The sequence below is a fragment of the Sphingomonas sp. CROZ-RG-20F-R02-07 genome (assembly GCF_022662335.1).
Taxonomy (GTDB): domain Bacteria; phylum Pseudomonadota; class Alphaproteobacteria; order Sphingomonadales; family Sphingomonadaceae; genus Sphingomonas.
Genome location: NZ_JAKNQJ010000004.1, coordinates 361434 through 381538, shown reverse-complemented (window position 1 = coordinate 381538; position 20105 = coordinate 361434). Strand labels below are relative to the sequence as shown.

25 protein-coding genes and 1 other RNA gene are annotated in these 20105 nt (G+C 69.1%); 10 read left to right on the top strand and 16 right to left on the bottom strand.

The genetic code is table 11. The features are described from left to right. From L8H00_RS09515 to L8H00_RS09505, 3 genes are all read left to right on the top strand, one after another. A partial coding sequence (locus L8H00_RS09515; RefSeq protein ID WP_242097046.1) for a hypothetical protein occupies nt 1-282 on the top strand: 282 nt, incomplete at its 5' end. Between the two features lie 46 nt (nt 283-328). Next, nucleotides 329-1738 carry a hypothetical protein gene (locus L8H00_RS09510; RefSeq protein WP_242097045.1) on the top strand — a complete coding sequence of 470 codons (1410 nt, stop codon included), beginning with the start codon at nt 329-331 and terminating at the stop codon, nt 1736-1738. A 12-nt stretch (nt 1739-1750) separates the two neighbouring features. Then, the gene (locus L8H00_RS09505; RefSeq protein ID WP_242097044.1) at nt 1751-2275 is read left to right on the top strand and encodes a gamma carbonic anhydrase family protein; all 525 of its coding nucleotides are present in this window, start codon (nt 1751-1753) and stop codon (nt 2273-2275) included. Nucleotides 2276-2281: 6 nt separating this feature from the next. Here the strand turns inward: L8H00_RS09505 and L8H00_RS09500 are convergent, their stop codons facing one another. Beyond that, the gene (locus tag L8H00_RS09500; protein WP_242097043.1) at nt 2282-4861 is read right to left on the bottom strand and encodes a M1 family metallopeptidase; all 2580 of its coding nucleotides are present in this window, start codon (nt 4859-4861) and stop codon (nt 2282-2284) included. Between the two features lie 137 nt (nt 4862-4998). On the opposite strand from L8H00_RS09500, the gene L8H00_RS09495 reads away from it, so the two are divergent. Further along, nucleotides 4999-5958 (top strand): nitronate monooxygenase family protein, encoded by a 960-nt coding sequence (locus tag L8H00_RS09495; RefSeq protein WP_242097042.1) that lies wholly within the window; start codon nt 4999-5001, stop codon nt 5956-5958. Nucleotides 5959-6183: 225 nt separating this feature from the next. On the opposite strand, the gene L8H00_RS09490 is transcribed toward L8H00_RS09495, so the two are convergent. Both L8H00_RS09490 and L8H00_RS09485 read right to left on the bottom strand, forming a co-directional pair. Continuing rightward, the gene (locus tag L8H00_RS09490; RefSeq protein WP_242097075.1) at nt 6184-6648 is read right to left on the bottom strand and encodes a DUF1465 family protein; all 465 of its coding nucleotides are present in this window, start codon (nt 6646-6648) and stop codon (nt 6184-6186) included. Nucleotides 6649-6751: 103 nt separating this feature from the next. Then, entirely contained in the window at nt 6752-6949 is a 198-nt protein-coding gene (locus L8H00_RS09485; RefSeq protein WP_242097041.1) for a DUF465 domain-containing protein, read from the bottom strand. 193 nt (nt 6950-7142) lie between these two features. Here L8H00_RS09485 and L8H00_RS09480 point away from each other — a divergent pair, with 193 nt between their 5' ends. Further along, nucleotides 7143-7298 carry a YdcH family protein gene (locus tag L8H00_RS09480; protein WP_242097040.1) on the top strand — a complete coding sequence of 52 codons (156 nt, stop codon included), beginning with the start codon at nt 7143-7145 and terminating at the stop codon, nt 7296-7298. A 58-nt stretch (nt 7299-7356) separates the two neighbouring features. Here L8H00_RS09480 and L8H00_RS09475 read toward each other — a convergent pair whose 3' ends face one another. From L8H00_RS09475 to L8H00_RS09460, 4 genes are all read right to left on the bottom strand, one after another. Continuing rightward, a complete protein-coding gene (locus L8H00_RS09475; RefSeq protein ID WP_242097039.1) occupies nt 7357-7731 on the bottom strand; it encodes a PilZ domain-containing protein in 375 nt (124 codons plus the stop codon). Between the two features lie 84 nt (nt 7732-7815). Beyond that, complete coding sequence (dksA, locus tag L8H00_RS09470) at nt 7816-8280, bottom strand: RNA polymerase-binding protein DksA (protein WP_242097038.1); 465 nt, start codon at nt 8278-8280, stop codon at nt 7816-7818. Nucleotides 8281-8580: 300 nt separating this feature from the next. Then, nucleotides 8581-8820, bottom strand: a complete 240-nt coding sequence (locus tag L8H00_RS09465) for a hypothetical protein (RefSeq protein WP_242097037.1) — start codon at nt 8818-8820, stop codon at nt 8581-8583. Beyond that, entirely contained in the window at nt 8811-9500 is a 690-nt protein-coding gene (locus L8H00_RS09460; RefSeq protein WP_242097036.1) for a hypothetical protein, read from the bottom strand. The genes L8H00_RS09465 and L8H00_RS09460 overlap by 10 nt, the downstream gene beginning before the upstream one ends. A gap of 1 nt (nt 9501) precedes the next feature. Between L8H00_RS09460 and L8H00_RS09455 the strand changes: the two genes are divergently transcribed. Beyond that, the gene (locus L8H00_RS09455) at nt 9502-9852 is read left to right on the top strand and encodes a hypothetical protein (RefSeq protein WP_242097035.1); all 351 of its coding nucleotides are present in this window, start codon (nt 9502-9504) and stop codon (nt 9850-9852) included. Between the two features lie 71 nt (nt 9853-9923). Here the strand turns inward: L8H00_RS09455 and L8H00_RS09450 are convergent, their stop codons facing one another. Continuing rightward, nucleotides 9924-10364 carry a host attachment family protein gene (locus L8H00_RS09450; protein WP_242097034.1) on the bottom strand — a complete coding sequence of 147 codons (441 nt, stop codon included), beginning with the start codon at nt 10362-10364 and terminating at the stop codon, nt 9924-9926. Nucleotides 10365-10460: 96 nt separating this feature from the next. Between L8H00_RS09450 and serS the strand changes: the two genes are divergently transcribed. Genes serS through tyrS form a run of 4 tightly spaced genes read left to right on the top strand, consistent with a single transcriptional unit; the run spans nt 10461 to nt 14866 of the window. After that, nucleotides 10461-11738: a serine--tRNA ligase gene (gene serS / locus L8H00_RS09445; protein ID WP_242097033.1), complete on the top strand. Its 1278-nt coding sequence runs from the start codon at nt 10461-10463 to the stop codon at nt 11736-11738. Further along, nucleotides 11738-12508, top strand: a complete 771-nt coding sequence (surE, locus tag L8H00_RS09440; protein ID WP_242097032.1) for a 5'/3'-nucleotidase SurE — start codon at nt 11738-11740, stop codon at nt 12506-12508. The genes serS and surE overlap by 1 nt, the downstream gene beginning before the upstream one ends. A gap of 10 nt (nt 12509-12518) precedes the next feature. Continuing rightward, on the top strand, nt 12519-13619 hold the full coding sequence (locus L8H00_RS09435; protein WP_242097031.1) for a LysM peptidoglycan-binding domain-containing M23 family metallopeptidase: 1101 nt from the start codon (nt 12519-12521) through the stop codon (nt 13617-13619). A 32-nt stretch (nt 13620-13651) separates the two neighbouring features. Further along, nucleotides 13652-14866 (top strand): tyrosine--tRNA ligase, encoded by a 1215-nt coding sequence (tyrS, locus tag L8H00_RS09430; RefSeq protein ID WP_242097030.1) that lies wholly within the window; start codon nt 13652-13654, stop codon nt 14864-14866. Between the two features lie 38 nt (nt 14867-14904). On the opposite strand, the gene L8H00_RS09425 is transcribed toward tyrS, so the two are convergent. From L8H00_RS09425 to L8H00_RS09390, 8 genes are all read right to left on the bottom strand, one after another. Next, complete coding sequence (locus L8H00_RS09425; RefSeq protein WP_242097029.1) at nt 14905-15228, bottom strand: YbaB/EbfC family nucleoid-associated protein; 324 nt, start codon at nt 15226-15228, stop codon at nt 14905-14907. Beyond that, complete coding sequence (locus L8H00_RS09420; RefSeq protein WP_242097028.1) at nt 15225-16871, bottom strand: DNA polymerase III subunit gamma/tau; 1647 nt, start codon at nt 16869-16871, stop codon at nt 15225-15227. Before L8H00_RS09420 ends, L8H00_RS09425 begins: the two co-directional genes overlap by 4 nt. Before the next feature lie 108 nt (nt 16872-16979). After that, nucleotides 16980-17077, bottom strand: an RNA gene (gene ffs / locus L8H00_RS09415) — signal recognition particle sRNA small type. Between the two features lie 72 nt (nt 17078-17149). Beyond that, the gene (locus tag L8H00_RS09410; RefSeq protein ID WP_242097027.1) at nt 17150-17350 is read right to left on the bottom strand and encodes a hypothetical protein; all 201 of its coding nucleotides are present in this window, start codon (nt 17348-17350) and stop codon (nt 17150-17152) included. Between the two features lie 39 nt (nt 17351-17389). Continuing rightward, complete coding sequence (locus tag L8H00_RS09405; RefSeq protein WP_242097026.1) at nt 17390-17641, bottom strand: hypothetical protein; 252 nt, start codon at nt 17639-17641, stop codon at nt 17390-17392. Nucleotides 17642-17736: 95 nt separating this feature from the next. After that, entirely contained in the window at nt 17737-18036 is a 300-nt protein-coding gene (locus L8H00_RS09400; RefSeq protein ID WP_242097025.1) for a 2Fe-2S iron-sulfur cluster-binding protein, read from the bottom strand. After that, nucleotides 18033-19097: a cysteine desulfurase family protein gene (locus tag L8H00_RS09395; RefSeq protein WP_242097024.1), complete on the bottom strand. Its 1065-nt coding sequence runs from the start codon at nt 19095-19097 to the stop codon at nt 18033-18035. The genes L8H00_RS09400 and L8H00_RS09395 overlap by 4 nt, the downstream gene beginning before the upstream one ends. Next, nucleotides 19094-20095, bottom strand: a complete 1002-nt coding sequence (locus L8H00_RS09390; RefSeq protein ID WP_277924358.1) for an aminotransferase class V-fold PLP-dependent enzyme — start codon at nt 20093-20095, stop codon at nt 19094-19096. The genes L8H00_RS09395 and L8H00_RS09390 overlap by 4 nt, the downstream gene beginning before the upstream one ends. Between the last annotated feature and the right edge of the window lie 10 nt (nt 20096-20105).

Below are 20105 nucleotides of genomic sequence, written 5' to 3'. Positions count from 1 at the left end.
ACCGCCCAGGACGCCGCATCGAAGGCGGCCGCGTCGCAAGCCGCCGCAGCCCAGGCTGCGCAAGCCGCCGCGGCCCAGGCCGCCGCCGATCAGGCCGCTGCCAACAAAGCCGCGGCGGATCAAGCCGCCGCCGCGAAGGCCGCCGTCGCCAGCGCCGCCGCGGCGGATCCCGCCAAGTCGGGCCACGCGCTGCCCGACCAGGCTTCGGCGCGGGCGCACGAGGTCCAGGCCAACATCCAGGCGACCGGGTCCAACGGCGTTGGGAAAGGGTCCGGCAAATAGCCAGGTCGAGTTGACACCGGCGGCGCTGTCCCGTTGATGCGGGAGCATGGCAGGATCACGTCAGCGCGCCTCCGGTGCGATCGCCTTGAGCGCCGCCATGCTGGCCGCGGCGGCGGCGACGCTCATGGCCTATTGGCCGGGGCTGATGACCTGGGACGCGGTCCGCCAATATGGCCAGGCGATCGACGGCGATTATGACGACTGGCACCCCCCGGCCATGGAGTGGCTGTGGCGCCAGTTGATCCCGATCCATGCCGGCCCTGCGCCCATGCTGGTGCTACAGGTGGCACTCTACTGGATCGGCCTTGGCCTGCTCTCGGCATGGGCGTGGCGACGCCCGCGACCGGGCCTGGGCGTGGCGCTCGCGTCGGTGGGGCTGCTGCCGCTCGGCATGGCGCTGATGGGCGCGGTGCTGAAGGATTGCCTGATGACGGGCGCGCTGCTCGCCGCGACGGGGCTGCTGGCCTGGACGCGAGAGGCGCGACGCGCGGGCGTGCGCCCCCTTCTCGCCGGCCTCGCGCTGGCGCTGCTGCTGGCCGCCGCGACGTTGCGCTTCAACGCTTTTCTCGCTTGCATGCCGCTCGCCGTCGCGCTGTTGCCGGCGCGGTGGCGCGACCGGCCATGGAAGGTCGCCGCGACGGCGATCGTCGCGACCGCGCTGCTGATGGTGCCGCTGCCGCTCGCCAACCGGCTGCTCCATGCCGAGCGCAGCGGCGTCGAACTGTCGCTCGTCATCTTCGATCTGGGCGGCATCACCGAGGAGAGCGGGACGAACGTGTTCCCAGCCCTCGGCGTGGCGAACCCGATCGCAGTCAACCATCGTTGCTATTCGGCGGTGAAATGGGATCCCTATTCCAACTGGGTCGATCCGCCCTGCCCGCTCGGCTTCGAGCCGTTTCGCGCCTGGGCGGCGCGCACGCATGCAAGCCCGACGCGGCTATGGGCCGGGGCGATCCTCGCACACCCGCTCGCCTATGCGCTGCACCGGCTGCATCATTTCAACATCAACACGCGCTTCCTCGTCCATGATCCGGTCGAGCGCGCGGTGCAGGTGCAATCCGCGCCCAACGACTGGCATTACACGGTCCACCCGGGCCCGCTGCTGAGCGCGATCGACGCCGCCGCAACCGCGAGCGCCGGGACGCCGCTCGGCTGGCCGATCGCGGGGATCACGCTGGCGTTGGGCGTGCTGATCGCGGCGCCGCGGCTGGCCTCGCGCCCGCTGATCGTGCCGATCGCGCTGTCGAGCCTGTTCTACGGGCTGGGCTATGGCGTGTTCAGCGTGGCCGCCGAATTACGCTACCATCTCTGGACGATGCTGGCCGCGCTGATCGCCGCGGCGATCGCGGGCGCGGACCTATATGCCATGCCCGTCCGGCCGTGGCGGCGGATCGGCTGGGCCGCCGCGCCGCTCGTCCTCGTCGTCGTCGCGGCGAGCGCATTCCGCCTGTCCTGAGGACCAGACCCGATGCCGCTCTACGAACTCGACGGGAAACGCCCCGACTGCCACCCCAGCGCCTGGATCGCGCCGAGTGCGGACCTGATCGCCGAGGTGATCCTGGCCGAAGAAAGCAGCGTGTGGTTCGGCGCGGTGATCCGCGCGGACAACACGGCAATTCGGATCGGCGCGCGATCGAACGTGCAGGAGGGCGCGATGCTCCATTCCGATCCGGGCACACCGCTCACCGTCGGCGCGGATTGCACGATCGGCCATCATGCCATCCTGCACGGCTGCACCATCGGCGACCGCGTGCTGATCGGCATGGGCGCGATCGTCCTCAACCGCGCGACGATCGCGGAGGATTGCATCGTCGGCGCCGGCGCGCTGGTCACCGAAGGCAAGAGCTTCCCGCCGGGCAGCCTCATCGTCGGCAGTCCGGCGCGCGCGGTGCGCACGCTGGACGAAAAGGCGCGTGCCGCGCTCCGGCTCTCCGCGCAGCATTACGCCGCGCGGAGCCGCCATTATGCGAGCGCCCTCAAACGCGTCGACTGAACGCCCCTACTTCACCCAGTTCGTCACCGCCGGACGCAGCCGCTCCGCGGTCGCCTTGCGGACGGCCATGAACGCTAGCGTCCGCGTCGTGCCGCCGCGCGAGGTGGCGGGCAGGTTCTTGTCGGCAAAGGCCTGGATCTTGGCCGGCATCCGCGGATCGTTCGATCCGCCGCCAAGGCCCACGACATAGCCCGAGCGCGTGCTGTCCTCCAGGAAGCTGTTCACCAGCGCGAGGTTCGCCACCGCCCAATCGAACGCCATGTCCGGATGCCGCGTGGCGACCGAACGCAGCAGCGCGGCCTTTTGCGGCGTCGTGATCGTGTCGGTCTTCAACAGCCCGAGCGCACGCTGCGCCAGCGCCGGATCGCGCGCCGAACCGAGCAGCGACACGAAGCGGTTCTTGGCCACCGGGCTCTTCTCCGCCTTGGTGAGGCTGAGCAGCGCGTCCCATTCGGCCGGCGTCGCGTTGATCGCATAAGTGCCGAGGATAGGCGTGCGAACCGCCGGCGGAATCGCCGTCGGGTCGTTCGCCAGCAGCGCGACATAGCGCCGCGCCTCCGCCCCCACCGCCGGATCGCCGTTCGCGCCCAACCGCCCGATCAGCGTCTCGCGCAGGTTCGTCACCAAAGGCGATTCGCCCGCCCGTGCGGTGAGGCCGATCCGCGCGAGCACGGGCGACAGCATCGCATCGGTCTTCGCGCGCAGCGGCGCCTCCAGCGGGGTATCCGCATACAAGCCCGACAGGCTGCCGAGCTGGCCGGACACCACGGACCATTCGAGCGGATCGGCATCGGCGCCCACTTGGCCCAGCACGTCGAGGTAACGCTGGAGGCCCTGATAGCCGCCCTGCGCCAGCGCGTAATCGTCGCCCAGCGTGCCGAGCCGGTCGTTCAACCCCAGCCTGGCATAGTCGCGCACGATCGCGGCATGGCCCGCATCGTCGTACATCACGCGCGTATAGCTGCCCTTGCCGCGGTTCAGCACCAGCGTGCCGCAGCCGCGCACGCTCACGTCGGCGGGGGCTGCGCCACTGACGATCGCGCTCGTCTCGCCGCCACGCAGCGTCGCGAGCACCAGCGGCACGTGCCAGGTCTGCGGCGCCTGCGAGGCGGGGTCGAGCCCGAAGCGGCCCTGAGTCAGCGTCGCCACCGTCTTCCCGCGCTCGCAGCGCATGCCCGTCATCGTGACGAGCGGAACGCCGCCCTGCAGCGTGAAATCATGCGCGATCTGCGTCACCGGCCGCCCCGCTGCATCCGACAGCTCGGCCCAGAGCTGGTCGGTGACGGTGTTGCCGTATTTGTACTTCGCCATGTAGCTGCGGATGCCCTTGCGGAACACGTCGGGCCCGAGCGTCGATTCGAGCATGCGGATCACCGCCTCGCCCTTGGCATAGGTGATGCCGTCGAACGCCTCGCCGATCTGGTCCACGGTCTCCACATGGCGCACGATCGGGTGAGTCGCCGCGGTCGCGTCGATGCCCATCGCCCCCTCGCGGTCGAACGCCACCGCCGACGCCTCGGCTTTCCACGTGGGATTCAGATCGGCCGAGCTCTTGCTCTCCATCCACGATGCGAAGCCTTCGTTCAGCCACAGATCGTCCCACCAGGCCATGGTGACCAGATCGCCGAACCATTGGTGCGCCATCTCGTGCGCGACCACGGTGTAGATGCGCTGGCGTCCGCTCTCCGTCGTGCGGGCCGGATCGAACAGCAATTCGTTCTCGAAATAGAAGATCGCGCCCCAATTCTCCATCGCGCCGAAGAACTGGCTGGAGCCGGGCCCGGCGACCATGTCCATCTTCGGCAGCGGATAGGGCTGGCCGAAATAGCTGTTGTAATAGGCGAGCAGCCGCTTGGCCTGATCGAGCGCATAATCCCCCTGATCCGCCACGCCCTTGCGCGTGATGACGCCCAGCTCGGTCTTGCCGGCCATCAGCGTCTTCCGGTCCATCGCGCCCTGGCCCATGAACAGCAGATAGCTAGACATCACCGGCGTCTCGGCGAATTTATAGGTCTGCGTGCCGTCCAGCGCCTTGGTCACCGAATAGGCGGGCATGTTGGAAAAGGCGCGCTGCCCGTCCGGCGCCGTGGTGGTCAGGCGGAACTTCGCCTTGAACGCTGGCTCGTCCCACATCGGCGCGAAGCGCCGCGCGTCGGGCGCCTCGAACTGCGTGGCGAGCATCCGCGCCTGGCTGCCGTCGGTGTTGGTATAGTCGATCGCAAACAGGCCCGACGCGGAACGGCCGATCTTGCCCGTCCAGTCGAACGTCATCACGTGCGGTGCGACGCGCGCGGCGATCGGCAGCGTGACGGTGATCGTCTGCGCCGCCGCATCCAGCTTGAACGGCGCCACCACGCCGTCGAACGTCACCTTGGTGATCGCCAGATCGGCGGCGTTCAGCACGATCGTCGTCGTCGGCGCGGTGACGTTCACGTTGACGGTCTCGGAGCCGGCGAAGGTCAGCGTCTTGGCATCGGGCTTCACGGTGATGTCATAGAGCGTCGGCACCACCGTCTTGGGCAACTGCCCCGCCGCGAGCGCGGGGGCGGAAACGGTCAGCGCCAACAGCGCGGTGGCAAGCTTCATACGGATAAACCCCTGTTGGTGGAGCCGTCCGTCGCGCGTCCGGCCCCGTTCGTCGTGTGACGCTTCCTACGCGACGGCGCGCGTCACGCAAATGCCCCGTCGCTGGACAGGCCGATCGGTTGCGCTACACAACGCATATGACCCTGCCCGCCCCGTTTTCGACGCTGCGCCTGCCCGTGATCGGGTCGCCGCTGTTCATCATCTCCGGCCCCGATCTGGTGATCGCGCAGTGCAAGGCGGGGATCGTCGGCTCGTTCCCGGCGCTGAACGCCCGGCCCCAGGCGATGCTCGACGAATGGCTGCACCGGATCACCGAAGAGCTGGCCGCGCACAACCGCGCGCATCCCGATCGCCCGGCGGCGCCGTTCGCGGTCAACCAGATCGTACACAAATCCAACGACCGGCTCGAGGCCGATCTCGCCACCTGCGCCAAATGGCAGGTGCCGATCGTCATCACCTCGCTCGGCGCGCGCGAGGATCTGAACACCGCGGTGCATGGCTGGGGCGGCATCACGCTCCACGACGTGATCGACGACCGGTTCGCGCGCAAGGCGGTGGAAAAGGGTGCCGACGGCCTGATCGCGGTGGCGGCAGGCGCGGGCGGCCATGCCGGGCGCCTCTCGCCCTTCGCCATCGTGCAGGAAATCCGGCAATGGTTCGACGGCCCGCTCGCGCTGTCGGGCGCGATCGCGACGGGCGGTGCGGTGCTGGCGGCGCAGGCGATGGGCGCCGATTTCGGCTATATCGGATCGCCCTTCATCGCGACGACCGAGGCGAACGCCGAACCCGCCTATAAGGAGGGCATCGTTGCCGGGCGCGCGGCGGACATCGTCTATTCGAATTTGTTCACCGGGGTGCACGGCAATTATCTGCGCAGCTCGATAGCGGCGGCCGGGCTCGATCCCGATGCGCTGCCCGAGGGCGACCTGAAGACGATGAACTTCGGTGGGGGCAACGGCTCCAAGGCCAAGGCGTGGCGCGACATCTGGGGCTCGGGCCAGGGCATTGGCGCGGTCGACCGCGTCGAGAGCGTCGCCGACCGGGTCGACCGGCTGGTGGCCGAATATGCCGCCGCCCGGGCGCGGCTGGGGATCTGACATGGGCCGGCGTGAATAGGTCCGATACAGGCGTTGGAGTTCAATGACTTACTTTGATCCGTTCGCCCTGAGCTTGTCGAAGGGCTTGTTCCGAATGTGAAGGAGTGAGCGCGGAGAGCGTGCTTCGACAAGCTCGGCGCGAACGGATTTCGTGATCCCATCAAGCTAACGGCATTCCCCTTTGATTCCGCTGCCCGTGGCACATTCGCCTACTTCGCCGCCGGCTCAGAATGCCAGCTTCAGCCTCTGCTGCATCGATCGCGCCGGGCTGAGGGGTTCAGCCGCCTCTTCCAACGCAGCGTCGAGGCGCGCCACACGGCGGTGGAGATCGAGGCTCGCGGCGATCAGCGGGCGCGCGCGTTCGGGCATGCGCGCCGCCGTCTCGCCATCGGTCGTGGGCGCATCGCCTAGCCGGCGGGCGGGATCGAGCGCGTCGCGCGGCGCGATCTCGCCGGCGCTGACGGCATGCTGCGTCAACAGCCAGGCGATCACGTGCATCAGCCGGGTCGTAACCTTGAGCGACTCGCAGGAAAAGGCGACGCGGGCGAACGGATCGAGTGCCTCGCGTTCCAGGCGGCCGCCATCGTCGAAATAGCCGCGCGCCTCGTCGGCGAGGAGCATCGCCTCGACATACAGGCCCTCGGTCAGGCGGCGGTGGATCCGCGAATCATGGCTGGCCCCCGTCACCATGGCGTTATGCACGGCCCGGCGCCGTCACGCATCCGGAACCGGCGCGAGCCGCCGCCGCCGTGCGTACCAGAATGGATCAGATGGAGCGGCCCGCCCGGTGCCGTCATGCGATGATGTCGGGGACGAGATGATCCTCGATCATCGCGATCTCGTCGCGGAGCCGGAGCTTTCGTTTCTTGAGACGCGCCGTGCGCAATTGATCGGGCACACCGCTCGCCGCCAGCGCGTCGATCGCGGCATCGAGATCGCGGTGCTCGGTGCGCAGCACGTCGAGCCGTGCCGCCATCTGCGTTTCGTCCATGGCTGCCCCCGCCTCGTCGATCCCCGTTCCTCTGCGCTTACGCGCCGGGTGGGGCGGAGCAAGGGGAATCGTGTCGGCGGATCGTCGCGGACCACCACTCGGTTTGTCGCACGCCTGTCATATCGGTCGCGACTTTCCGGCGCCTTCATGGTTTAATCGATCCCCCAACCCGAATGCAGGAGGCACCATCATTATGCCGACGACGCACCAGACGGCCCTGGAAACCAAGCACGCTGTGCTGGATCAGCGGATCGCCGACGAGGAGCATCGGCCGATGCCGGACACCGCCGTCGTGGCGGCGCTGAAGAAGCAGAAATTGCGGTTGAAGGAAGAGATTGCGAGCCTGTAGGCCGCGACACCGCCGCCGCCGCTCTCCCTTCGAAAGCGGCGGCGATTCCTTCGCCGCCTCAGCGCAGGCCGGAGACGAGCGGTTTGGCGTAAAAAGGCGTCGTCGTTCCTGCGCCGACGGGCTTGCGGGTCTGTTTGGGATCGATCGGCCGGTCGAGCGTGATCCCCACGCGACCCTCGGTGCACCAGGCGACCTTGCCCGTGACCGGGCCCACCCCGCGCAGATCGAGCGCCACGGCCGTACCCGGTTCCACCACATGGCCCACTTCGGCCATCAGCCCCTCGGCGGAAACATTGCGGATACGCACTTCGCGGGCCGGCTCGCCGCCGACCGCGATCGAGGCGATCAGCAACAGGCTGTCCCGCTCGCGCCGCCGATGGCGGTCGGTCGATTCGCCCGCGTCATCGAAGGCAGCGGGATCGGTCATGTCCATCGGATCGGGTCTCGCCTCAAGCTGTTCTTCGTCCGCCCGTGCGTAGCGGCGCAAGCATCACCAAAGCCTTAAGGCCGGGACGGCTCAATCCTCTCGCGAAATCTTCTCGTGGCGCTCGTGGCGTTCCTGCGCCTCGACCGTCATCGTGGCGATCGGCCGCGCCTCGAGCCGGCCCAGGCTGATCGGCTCGCCCGATACCTCGCAATAGCCATATTCGCCCTCGTCGATGCGGCGGATCGCAGCCTCGATCTTGGCGATCAGCTTGCGCTGGCGATCGCGGGTGCGCAGCTCGATCGACCAGTCGGTTTCCGACGACGCCCGGTCGGTCAGATCCGATTCACGAAGCGAATCGACCTGAAGCTGCGACAGCGTTCCCTGCGCCTCCAGCAGGATGGCATCCTTCCAGCGAAGCAGCTTGGCGCGAAAATAGGCCTGCTGGCGCAGGCTCATGAACGGCTCGTCCGGATGCGGTCGATAGCTGTCGCTGGCGTCGTTCGCCGCCAGCGGGTTCGATTGGGCTTCTTCAACGCGATTCAATACGGTCGCCATGCCACTCTCCCATCGGCGCGCCGCGGCGCGATTCGCCGTACACGTGCCGCCCCCCAAGATCGTGATCGCGCCTATAGGCACGCAAGCCGGAGACGACAAGCGCGACCGGTCAATCATTGCCGATGGCCATAAAAGCGTGTGCGTTGCGCAACATGGCGCGGATCGGGCCGCTCCTCGCGCCATTCTGTGTCACGCTGGCACATTAACGTCGCTTTCGACCGACCCGGCTGAAGATCCGCTGCAAGAACAGCCACTATCGTGGTTAACGGCCTTGCACTTGCGGGCTTGTTCGTCACTTGTTCATAGTGCAGCGGTAACGCGGCGGGAAACCGGATCTGATGCTCCGTTCGGCATCAGCAACGAGAAAGTGACGATATGTCCGTTCGGATGGCCTTGGCGAAACTCTGTGCGTGCGCATGTGGCGGCGCCGTGATCGGTGGTGGCGCGGTGCATGTCGCCGAGCAGCCCTCGCACGCGTCCTTCAATCGCAAGCTCATCAAGCGGGTGGCGCATCGCGAAGTCCAACCCGTTCACGTCCACCGCCGGATCGTGACGCGGACGACGAGCACCGCCCAGTGTTCCCCGACCGTCATCACGGTGGCGAGCCAGGCCGCACCCCTGCCGCAGCCCGTTGCCGAGAGCTTCTCGGGTGGGGGCGGTGGCAGCGTTCCCGTCGTGATCGGCGGCAGCGGCGGCTTCGGCTTCGGCGGCGGATTTGGGGGCGGCTTCGGCGGTGGTTTCGGCGGCGGCGGCAGCGGCGGTTCGGGTGGCGGCATCGTGATCTCCTCCACGTCGAGCAGCAGCGGCGGCTCCAGCAGCAGCAGCGGTGGTTCAAGCAGCAGCGGCAGCGTGAGCAGCACGTCGTCGACGGGCGGATCGTCCAGCGGCAATGTCAGCAGCACCTCGTCGAGCGGCGGCAGCGGCGGCGGCGGCGGATCGTCGAGCAGCACGGGCGGCGCCACGGTATCGAGCACCTCGTCGTCGGGCGGGTCGAGCGGGTACATCTCGTCAGGTGGCTCCGGCGGGTCCAGTTCGAGCGGCTCGATCTCTTCGGGCGGTTCCGGCGGGTCGAGCGGATTCATCTCGTCGGGTGGATCGAGCGGCAACGTCTCGTCGTCCTCGAGCGGGAACATCTCCTCCGCATCCAGCGGCAACGTCTCGTCTTCGGGCAGCTCCAGCGGCAATGTCTCGTCGTCCGGCAGCTCCAGCAGCAGCGGCAACGTGTCGTCGTCGGGAAGCGGCTCCTCGTCGGGCAGTTCCAGTGGTTCGTCGTCCGGCAGTTCGAGCGGTTCTTCCTCGGGAAGCTCGAGCGGGTCGTCGTCGACCTCGTCGGGCTATAGCTCCAGCAGCAATGGCTGGAACAGCAATGGCGGCTGGAGTTCCAACGGTAGCTCCTCCTCCTACGGCGGCAGCTCGAACGGCGGCAGCAGTTCCTATGGCGGCAGCACCGGCTCCAACGGCGGACCGCCGGCGCCGGTGCCGGCTCCCCCCATGGTACTGCTGTTCGGTGCGGCCGCCGCCGCACTCGTCGCGCGTCGCCGCTTCGCACGGCCGACCGCCACGGCTGGCTGAACGCCGGTACCACGGACACGAAAAAGGGGCTCGCAACCGCAAGGTCGCGAGCCCCTTTTTCGTCGGACCGATCAGGCTTCGAGGAGCGCCTTCTCGATCTCGGGAATGGGATGGTTGGTCAGGTCCTTGGCCAGTTCGCCGGCGAGCCGGTCGGTGACCTCCTTGTGGTAATGTTTGCGCATCTCGCCCAGCGTGCGCGGCGGGGCGACCACGATCAGCGATTCGAACTCGTGCGCCAGCGCGCGCCGCTTGAGCAGGTCGGTCGCGTCAGCCGCGAAGCGATCCTCCTCGGTCTGGTGGAAATCGGTATCGCCCATGGCGCTGCCGGCGCCCGTCTGCGACGCCGATTTGCGTCCCGCCGGCGCGGTCAGCGCATCGCGGTTCGCGGTATCTTCCTGTTCGACGGCGCGCTCGACGACCAGATTGGGATTCGCCACGTCTCCCTCGTTGCGCAGAAACAGCATCTTGCGCCCATCAGCGACGAGAACGACGGAATTATGGGGCATCTTCATGGGGGCATCTCCATCATCGGCTAACGGTATGACCACCAACGATCGCGCCGCCCCGCGGGTTGCGCCGCTCCCGCCGCCCCGCCATAGCCTCACGCCATGCACGATATCCGAGCGATCCGAGACGATCCCGCCGCCTTCGACGCCGCGCTCGCCCGCCGTGGCCTTCCGCCGCAAGCCGCTTCGCTGCTCGCCATCGACGAGCGCCGGCGCGAGTCGATCGCCGCCGCGCAGGAAGCGCAGACCCGGCGCAACGAACTGTCCAAGCAGATCGGCCAGGCCAAGGCGCAGAAGGACGAGGTCCGTGCCGAGGCACTGATGGCCGACGTGGCCGCGCTGAAGACGCGGCTGCCGCAGCTCGAAGAGGACGAACGTGCCGCGGCCGCCGAGCTCGACACGCGGCTGGCCGCGATCCCCAACCATCCCGCCTCCGACGTGCCCGGAGGCACGGACGAGGAGGATAATGTGCTGGTGCACCATTGGGGCACACCGCGGACGTTCGATTTTCCGCCGCGCGAGCACGACGCCATCGCCCCTGCGCTCGGCATGGATTTCGACACCGGCGTGGCGCTGGCGGGCGCACGCTTCACGCTGCTGCGCGGCGGCATGGCGCGGCTCAGCCGCGCGCTCGGCCAGTTCATGCTCGATCGGCTGGTGAACGATTACGGCTTCGAGGAAGTGTCGCCGCCGCTGCTCGTGCGCGACGAGGTGGCGTTCGGGACGGGCCAGTTGCCCAAATTCGCCGAGGACCTGTTCCGCACCACCGATGGCCGCTGGCTGATCTCGACCGCGGAGATGTCGCTCACCAACATGGTCCGCGAACGGATCATGACCGAAGCCGAACTGCCGCTGCATTTTGCCGCGCTCACGCCCTGCTTCCGCTCGGAAGCGGGCTCGGCCGGGCGCGACACGCGCGGGCTGATCCGCCAGCACCAGTTCGAAAAGGTCGAGATGGTCTCGATCACCACGCCGGAGGCATCGGACGCCGAACACGAACGGATGACGCGGATCGCCGAAGGCGTGCTGGAGGCGCTGGATCTCCCCTATCGCCGCATGCTGCTGTGCACCGGCGACCTGGGCTTCTCGATGGCGCGCACCTTCGATCTGGAGGTGTGGCTGCCCGGCCAGCAGCGGTATCGCGAGATTTCGAGCTGCTCCAACGGCACCGATTTCCAGGCGCGCCGGATGAGTGCGCGCTACCGGGCGGAGGGCGAAAAGGCGACGCGCTTCGTCCACACGCTCAACGGATCGGGCCTCGCGGTCGGCCGCACACTGGTCGCGGTAATCGAGAATTATCAACAGGCCGACGGCTCCGTCGTCGTCCCCGACATCCTGCGGCCCTATATGGGCGGCCTCGAACGGTTGGAACCACGCTGATGCGCATCCTGCTCACCAACGATGATGGCTATCACGCACCCGGCCTCAAGATCCTGGAGGCAATCGCCGCCAAATTCTCGGACGATCTGTGGGTGGTGGCGCCGGCCGAGGAACAATCGGGCACCGGCCATTCGCTCACCCTCACCCGCCCGCTCCGGATCCGCCGCTTCGACGATCGCCGCTTCGCCGTGGCGGGCACGCCGACCGACGCCGTGATGCTGGCGCTGGCGCAGATCATGAAGGATTCGCCGCCCGATCTGATCCTGTCGGGCGTCAACCGCGGCGCCAATCTGGCCGAGGACGTCACCTATTCGGGCACGGTCTCGGCGGCGATGGAGGGGGCACTCGCCGGGGTTCGCTCGATCGCGCTCAGTCAGCTCTATAGCCGCGAGGGGCTGGGCGATGCGGTGCCGTTCGATACCGCCGCCGCTTGGGGCGAGCGCGCCTTGGCGCCACTGATCGATGCGCCGCTGGCGCCCCGAACGCTCGTCAACATCAACTTCCCGGCCAAGCCCGCCGAATCCGTCAAGGGCATCCGCATAGCCCATCAGGGCTTTCGCGATTATGGCCGTTTGCGGATCGTGACCAACACCGATCCGCGCGGCTATCCCTATCACTGGTTCTCGATGGGCGAGACGGAATCGACGCCGTCGCCCGACACCGATCTCGCCGCCGTAGCGGAGGGCTATGTCTCCGTCACGCCGCTGCATCTCGACCTGACGCATGCCGCATCGCTTGCTATGCTGCACCAGGCTTATGGGCTTGGGTGAGGAGCGCACGATGCGGCGATCGGGGCTGGCACTGGCGGCGGTGGCAACGCTCTCCGCCTGTATTCCCAGCGTCGATCCGCCCTATCGCGGCGAACGGCCACAACAGCGGCTGCCCGATCGCGAGACGCGCGATTCGGACCCGCCCCCCGAGCCGCCCTATGATCGGGCGTCGCGCATCGACGAGCCGCAGGTGGTCAAGCTGGCCGCACCGCGCCCGGCCTGGGAGTCGCGGCCCGTGGCGGCCGATGCCCGCACGATCGCGGCGTCCACCTATATCGTGAAGCCGGACGACACGTTGCGTCGCGTCGCCGATGTGACCGGCGCCGGATCGGAGGCCATCGCGCGCGCCAACGACCTGCCGCCGCCGTTCACGATCCGCGCCGGGCAGCGGCTCACGATCCCGGCGGGGCGTTACCATCTGGTGCGGCAGGGCGAGACCGGCATCGCGATCGCACGCGCTTACGGCATCGAATGGTCCCGGATCGTGGCGGCGAACGCGCTCGAGGAACCCTATACGCTGCGCGTCGGCCAACGGATCGTCATTCCGGGCGGCGAGGACGGACGCACGCCCAGCCGAGCGGAGCGCGCCGCCGCGTTCAAGCTCGACGTCGACGACATCCTGACCGGCGGCGAGCCCGCGCTCGCCAGCAACCAGGCGCCCGCCCGCCCCGCGCCCACCCCCTCGCGCGTGCTGCCCGCGACCGCCGTCGTGGTCGCACCCGCGCGGCTGAGCGGCGGCTTCCTGTGGCCGGTGGACGGGCGCGTGGTGAAGCGCTTCGGCCCCGGTGCCAGCGGCGAGCGCAACGACGGGATCAAGATCGCCGTACCCGTATCGACGCCGATCCGGGCGGCGGCGGACGGCGTGGTCGCCTATGTCGGCGACGGCATCGCGGCGCTCGGCGGGCTCGTCATCATCAAGCATGGCGACGGGTGGACCACCGTCTATGGCCATGCCAGCAAATTGCTCGTGCGGCGCGGCCAGAGCGTGAGGCGCGGCGAGACGATCGCCTTGTCGGGCGACACCGGGTTCGCGGATCGCCCCGAACTCCATTTCGAGCTCCGCAAGGGCCGCACCCCGGTCGATCCGCTCGGGCAATTGCCCCGGACGTGACGCGTGCGGGGGTGCATGCTAACCGGCCGCGCATGACCTACCAGTCCGATCTGCTCACCACGCTCGCCACGCGCGGCTATGTCCACCAGATGACCGATGCGGCCGCGCTCGACGCGCTCGCGGCGCGGCAGATCGTGCCCGGCTATATCGGGTTCGATCCCACCGCGCCCTCGCTCCATGTCGGCAGCCTGGTTCAGATCATGCTGCTCCGCCGGCTTCAGCAGAGCGGCCACAAGCCGATCGTGCTGATGGGCGGCGGCACCGGCAAGATCGGCGATCCGAGCTTCAAGGACGAGGCGCGCAAGCTGCTCGGGGAAGACGGGATCGCCGCGAACGTCGCCTCGATCCGCCGGATCTTCGAACGCTTCCTCGTCTTCGGCGACGGCCCGACCGATGCGGTGATGCTCGACAATGCCGAGTGGCTCGACGCGCTGGAATATATCCCGTTCCTGCGCGACGTGGGCCAGCATTTCTCGGTCAACCGGATGCTCGCCTTCGATTCGGTGAAGCTGCGGCTCGATCGCGAACAGTCGCTCAGCTTCCTCGAATTCAACTACATGATCCTACAGGCCTACGACTTTCTCGAACTGTCGCGTCGCGCCGGATGCCGGTTGCAGATGGGCGGCAGCGATCAATGGGGCAATATCGTCAACGGCATCGAACTCGCGCGGCGGATGGACGGCACCGAGGTGTTCGGCGTCACCACCCCGCTCATCACGACTGCGGACGGTGGCAAGATGGGCAAGACGATGGCGGGCGCCGTCTGGCTCCACGAAGACCAGTTGCCGCATTTCGATTACTGGCAATTCTGGCGCAACACCGACGACCGCGACGTCGGCCGTTTCCTTCGCCTCTTCACCGATCTGCCGCTCGACGAGATCGCACGGCTGGAGGCGCTGCCCGGCGCCGAGATCAACGCCGCCAAGATCGTGCTGGCGAACGAGGCCACCGCGATGTGCCGTGGCCGTGCCGCCGCGGAGGCCGCCGCGAAAACCGCACGGCGCACCTTCGAAGAGGGCGCGACGGGCGAATCGCTGCCGACGGTCGCGGTCGACGCCGGCCTGCCGATCGTCGCCGTGCTCGTCGCGATCGGCTTCGCCGCATCGAACAAGGAGGCCAAGCGCAAGATCGACGAGGGCGCCGTGCGCCTCAACGACGTCCGCGTCGCGGGCTATGACGCGATCGTCGTGCCCGGCGACAAGATCGGCTTCGGCAAGAAGCTGCACGGCATCGCCGTCGCCGGCTGATCCCGTTCCCCCGGCCCGAGCCGGGGGAACGGGCACGATCAGAACGGCAGCTTGAAGCCCGGGGGCAGCGGCAGGCTGCTCGACATCTTCGCCATCTCGGCGCTGGAGGCGGCGTCGGCGCGCGCGCGGGCGTCGTTGAACGCCGCGACCACCAGATCCTCCAGCATCTGCTTTTCCGCCGGCACGATCAGCGAATCGTCGATCGACAGGCCGATGATCCGCCCCTTCGCCGACGCCTTCACACGGACGAGCCCGCCGCCCGCGACGCCTTCGACCTCGATCGTGTCGAGATTGTCCTGCGCCTTGGTCAGTTCGGCCTGCACATTCTGCGCCATGGCCATGATGTCTTCGAGATTGTTCACTGTACGCTCCGTCTTGGGGACCAGTCTTCGAGCACGGCATCGGGGAAAGCCGCGAACGCCGCGCGCACGATCGGGGTGTCGAGCACCGCCTGCCGCTCCGCTTCGGCCACGGCGTCGCGCTGCTCCTTGAGCGTCGGTTCACCGGGCACGTCGTCGAAGCCAAGCTTCCACGCCTGCCCGGTGACCTGACGCAGCACCGCGATCAGTTCGGATAGCGTATCCGCCGCCATCGGGCGACTGCCGCTGAAGACGATCTCGGGCGGCGCATAGCGGACCACCCGCGCGCCGTTGAACAGGCGGGCCGACAGCGCCAGCGCACCATGCGCGTCGAGATCGGCGACGAGCTGTTCGAACGTCGCGGGCAGCACGGGGCCGGCGGCCACCGGCGCGGCGATCGCGGGCGCCGCCGCAGCCGGCAGGGCGGCCGGCGCCGACGATGGCGCTGCGCCGCTCGCGATCGCGCGCGCGAGTTCGCCGGGGTCGGGCAGCGACGAGGCATGGATCGCGCGCAGCAACGCCATCTCCGCGGCCTCGATCGGCAACGCGGCGCGCGCCACCTCGTCATGCCCCTTCAGGAACAATTGCCACAGCCGGTGAAGCGCGGGGAAGGACAGGCGCTCCGCCCATCCGGCATGCGCGGCGCGCTCCTCGGCGGCCTGCGTCACGTCGGGTGCCGTGCCGATCTTGGCAAGGGTGACGCCGTGCACCGTCTCCAGCAGGGCGCGCAGCACCGACAGCGGATCGACGCCATAGTCATATTGCCGCCGTAGCGAGTCGAGCGCCGCCAGCGAATCGCCCGCGAGCACCAGCCCCAGCAGATCGCGCACCGCGCCGCGATCGGACAGGCCGAGCATCGCGCGCACCGCCTCGGCAGTGACGCCGCCGCCCTCCAGCCCGGCATGCGCGATCGCCTGATCGAGGATCGACAGGCCGTCGCGCGCTGACCCTTCCGCCGCGCGGGCGATCAGCATCAGCGCCTCGGGTTCGGCGACGACGCCTTCCTCCGTCGCGACCGCAAGGAAATGCGCCGCGAGCATCTCCGCCGGAATGCGGCGCAGATCGAAGCGCTGGCAGCGCGACAGGACGGTCACGGGCACCTTGTTCACCTCGGTGGTGGCGAACAGGAACTTCACGTGCGGCGGCGGCTCCTCCAGCGTCTTCAGCAACGCGTTGAACGCGTTCTTCGACAGCATGTGGACTTCGTCGATGATGTAGATCTTGAAGCGCGCGGTCACCGCGGCATAGCGCGAGGCGTCGATGATCTCGCGTACGTCGTCAACGCCGGTGTGGCTCGCGGCGTCCATCTCGATCACGTCGATGTGACGGCCCTCCGCGATCGCGCGACAGGGTTCGCAGACGCCGCAGGGGTCGATCGTCGGGCCGCCCTGCCCGTCCGGGCCGACGCAGTTCAGCGCCTTGGCGATCAGCCGCGCGGTGCTCGTCTTGCCCACGCCGCGCACGCCGGTCATGAGGAAGGCGTGCGCCAACCGGTCGCGCTTGATCGCGTTGCCGAGCGTGCGCACCATCGGCTCCTGACCGATCAGCTGGGAGAAGGTCTGCGGCCGGTATTTGCGGGCGAGCACGCGATACGCTTCCGCCTTGGGCGGCTGCGGCGGCTCGCCGAGATCGAATGAGTCGGACATCGCGGACGGCATAGCGGCTGGCGCGGGCGCTGTCTAAGTTGGCGAAGGTGCCAAGCAGAGGATCGAAACGGATCGGCCGATCCGGACCTGCCTGGCTATCGTAAGGGGAGCGGTGGGAGCCGGAACGACCCGCGGCGAAATCGTTGCGGCTGCTTCCTTCCGGACCTGACCGGGTTGGCGACGACCACGTCCGCCCGACTCCCGCGCCGCCTATGACGCAACCGTCTGCCGGGTTCAACCCCCGCCCGACCGAGGCCGGGCGGGAGCGAACGAACGCCTCAGCGGCGAACGGTGCGGCAGGTGCGGACGCGGTGATGGTGGCGCCATTGGGTGGTGCACACGCGGCGCGCGGCATGATGCACGCGGTCGTGGCGAACAACGGTGCGCTCGTGCACCACCGTGCGCTGCGCCTGCGCGGCGACGGGGGCGAGCGAGGCAGCGGCGGTGAGGCCGGCGATGATGAGGGTCGCGATCTTCATGATATTCTCCTTTGTTTATGGATGGTTATAACACAGAGTTCAGACGCGGAAGCAGCGACGATGGCCGTAGCGGTAACGGCATACCAGCCGGCCGTGATGGCCGCCGCGCCAGCCGCGATGATAGCCATAGCCGTCGCGACCATGGCCGCCGTCGCGCCAGCCGGGGCCGCCATGGCCATAGCCGCGATCGTCGTGATGGCCGCGATCGTGCCAGCGTTGCGCATCGGCGGGCACCGTCGCCACCGTACCGACCGCCAAGGCGCCGGCCGCAAGGATCAGGGACAGTTTCATCTGGCGCTCCTTCGAAGCCCGGAATGGGCATGACGGTGTAATGCGACAGTGGCACTGCACGTTCCCTGAACACCCCGTTGCCTCCGCGAAAGGCGTCAGGGGATCCGCACGCACAGCCCGTCGAGCGCGGGCGTCAGCCGGATCTGGCAGGCGAGCCGGCTGTGGCGCGTGGCGGATGCGGCGAAATCGATCATGTCCTCCTCGTCCGCAGTGGCCGGGGGCAGCCGCGTGAAATCGGCGGCGGCGACGATCACATGGCAGGTGGCGCACGCCATCTGGCCGCCGCAAGTGCCCTCCAGCGGCTGGCCTGCGCGCTGCGCCAGCGCGAGCAGCGTCTCGCCGGGCGCCCCTTCCGCGTCGCATGCCGCGCGCCCCTCGAACCGCACGCGGATCATGGCGCGGCCAGGATCGCGTCGATCGCGCGCGCCAGCTCGTCCTCGCCGGTGTAGCGGCCGAAGCCGATCCGGATGCTCGACCGCGCCTCCGCGTCGCCAAGGCCGATCGCGCGCAGCACATGGCTCGGCCGCCCCGAGCCGCTGGCGCAGGCCGATCCAGCCGAAAAGGCGACGTCGCGCAAATCGGACATCAGCCGGTTCACGTCGAGCCCCGTACGCCGCACGTTCAGATTGCCGTGGTAGCGCGCGCCGGCTGATCCGTTGAGCCACCAGCCGGCGGCTACGAACCGTGCCATCGCCAGCGTCCACAGCCGCTCGACATGCGCGGCATCGTCCTCTGCCCGCTCGGCCATCAGCCGCGCCGCCGCGCCGAAGCCCGCGCACAAGGCCGGCGACAGCGTGCCCGACCGGCCGGGCGCCTCCTGCCCGCCCCCATGGAGCAGCGGCGCCAGCGGCGTGCCGTCGCGTACCCACAGCGCGCCCACGCCCTTCGGCCCATGAACCTTGTGGGCGGAAAGCGCGACCAGGTCGCACGTCGGTGGGATCGGCACGCGGCCATAGCCCTGCACCGCGTCGCACAGCATCGTCGCACCCGCGGCGTGCGCCAGCGCCGCCAGCGTCGCGACCGGCTGGATCACGCCGATCTCATTGTTGACCAGCATCGCGGCGACCAGCCCCGTACCCGGCCGGATCGCCGCCGCCGCCGCATCGGCATCGACCAGCCCATCCGCCCCCACGGGCAGCAGCGTGACCGGCCGCCCGCTCGCCGCCACCGTGTCGAGCACCGCGGCATGTTCGGTCGCGAGCGTCACGATCGGGCCGTCGGTGCCCTTGATCGCCCAGTTGAGCGCCTCGGTCGCGCCGCTGGTGAAGGCGGTGCGTCCGCCCGGCGGCAGCAGCGCGGCGACCTGATCGCGCGCCACCTCGACGCCGGCGCGCGCCATCCGGCCCGGACGATGCGGCGAATGCGGGTTGGCATGTTGCGATTCGAGCCAGGGCAGCATCGCGGCCAGCGCCTCGGGCGCGAGCGGCGTGGTGGCCTGATAGTCGAGATAGGTCATCGCCGCGCCACCCGCACCCAGGCATCCGCGAAACGCGCCACATCGTCCGCGGTGGTCGTCCAGCCGAAGCTCACGCGCACCACCTCGGCCGCATCCTCGGCGGCGATCCCCATCGCGGCGAGCACATGGCTCGGCCGCAGGCTACCCGACGAACAGGCGCTGCCCGCCGACACCGCGAAGCCCGCCATGTCGAAGCGGATCAGTTGCGCCGCGGACGACAGGCCGGGCATGCGATAGGCGGCGATCGTGGGGATGCGCGGGCTCGCGTCCGCGATCACCACGCCGCCCGCGCCACGCACCGCATCGTCGAGCGCGCCGCGCAATGACGCCATGCCGTCGACCCAGCCGCGCGGCGCCTCCAGCGCGGCGGCGAAGCCGAGCGCGCCCGGCATGTTCTCGGTGCCCGCCCGGTAACCCCGCTCCTGCCCGCCCACCGGCTCGAGCAAGGCGAGATCGCGCACCAGCAGCGCGCCGATGCCGGGCGGCCCGCCGATCTTGTGCGCCGAGACGACGATCAGATCGGCATCGGGCAAGGGATAGCGTCCGGCCGTCTGCGCCGCATCCGCCAGCCATGGCGCCGGCCCGCGATACGCCGGCTGGATCACCCCCGTCTCGCTGTTCGCGCACTGCAACGCCACGATTGCCCCCGCCGGCAGAACCGGTACCGCCACGAGGCCGCGCGCATCCGCCGGCAGCCGCGGCGCATCGGGCGCGGCGCGCAGCACGGCATCATGTTCGGTCGCGCCGACATGGACCGCGCGCCGGCCGCGCAGCGCCAGCGCGATCGCTTCGCTGGCGCCACTCGTCAGGATCACCTCGCCCGTCCAGCCGAGCGCGGCGGCGATCCGCGCGCGGGCGTCCTCCAGCCTCGCCCGCGCGGCGCGGCCCTCGGCGTGCGGCGAGGAGGGGTTGGCCCAGTGCGCCATGCCGTCCGCCACCGCCGCGATCGCCTCGGGTCGCATCGGCGTGGTCGCGGCATGATCGAGGTTGATGCGCAGGGGATCGTTC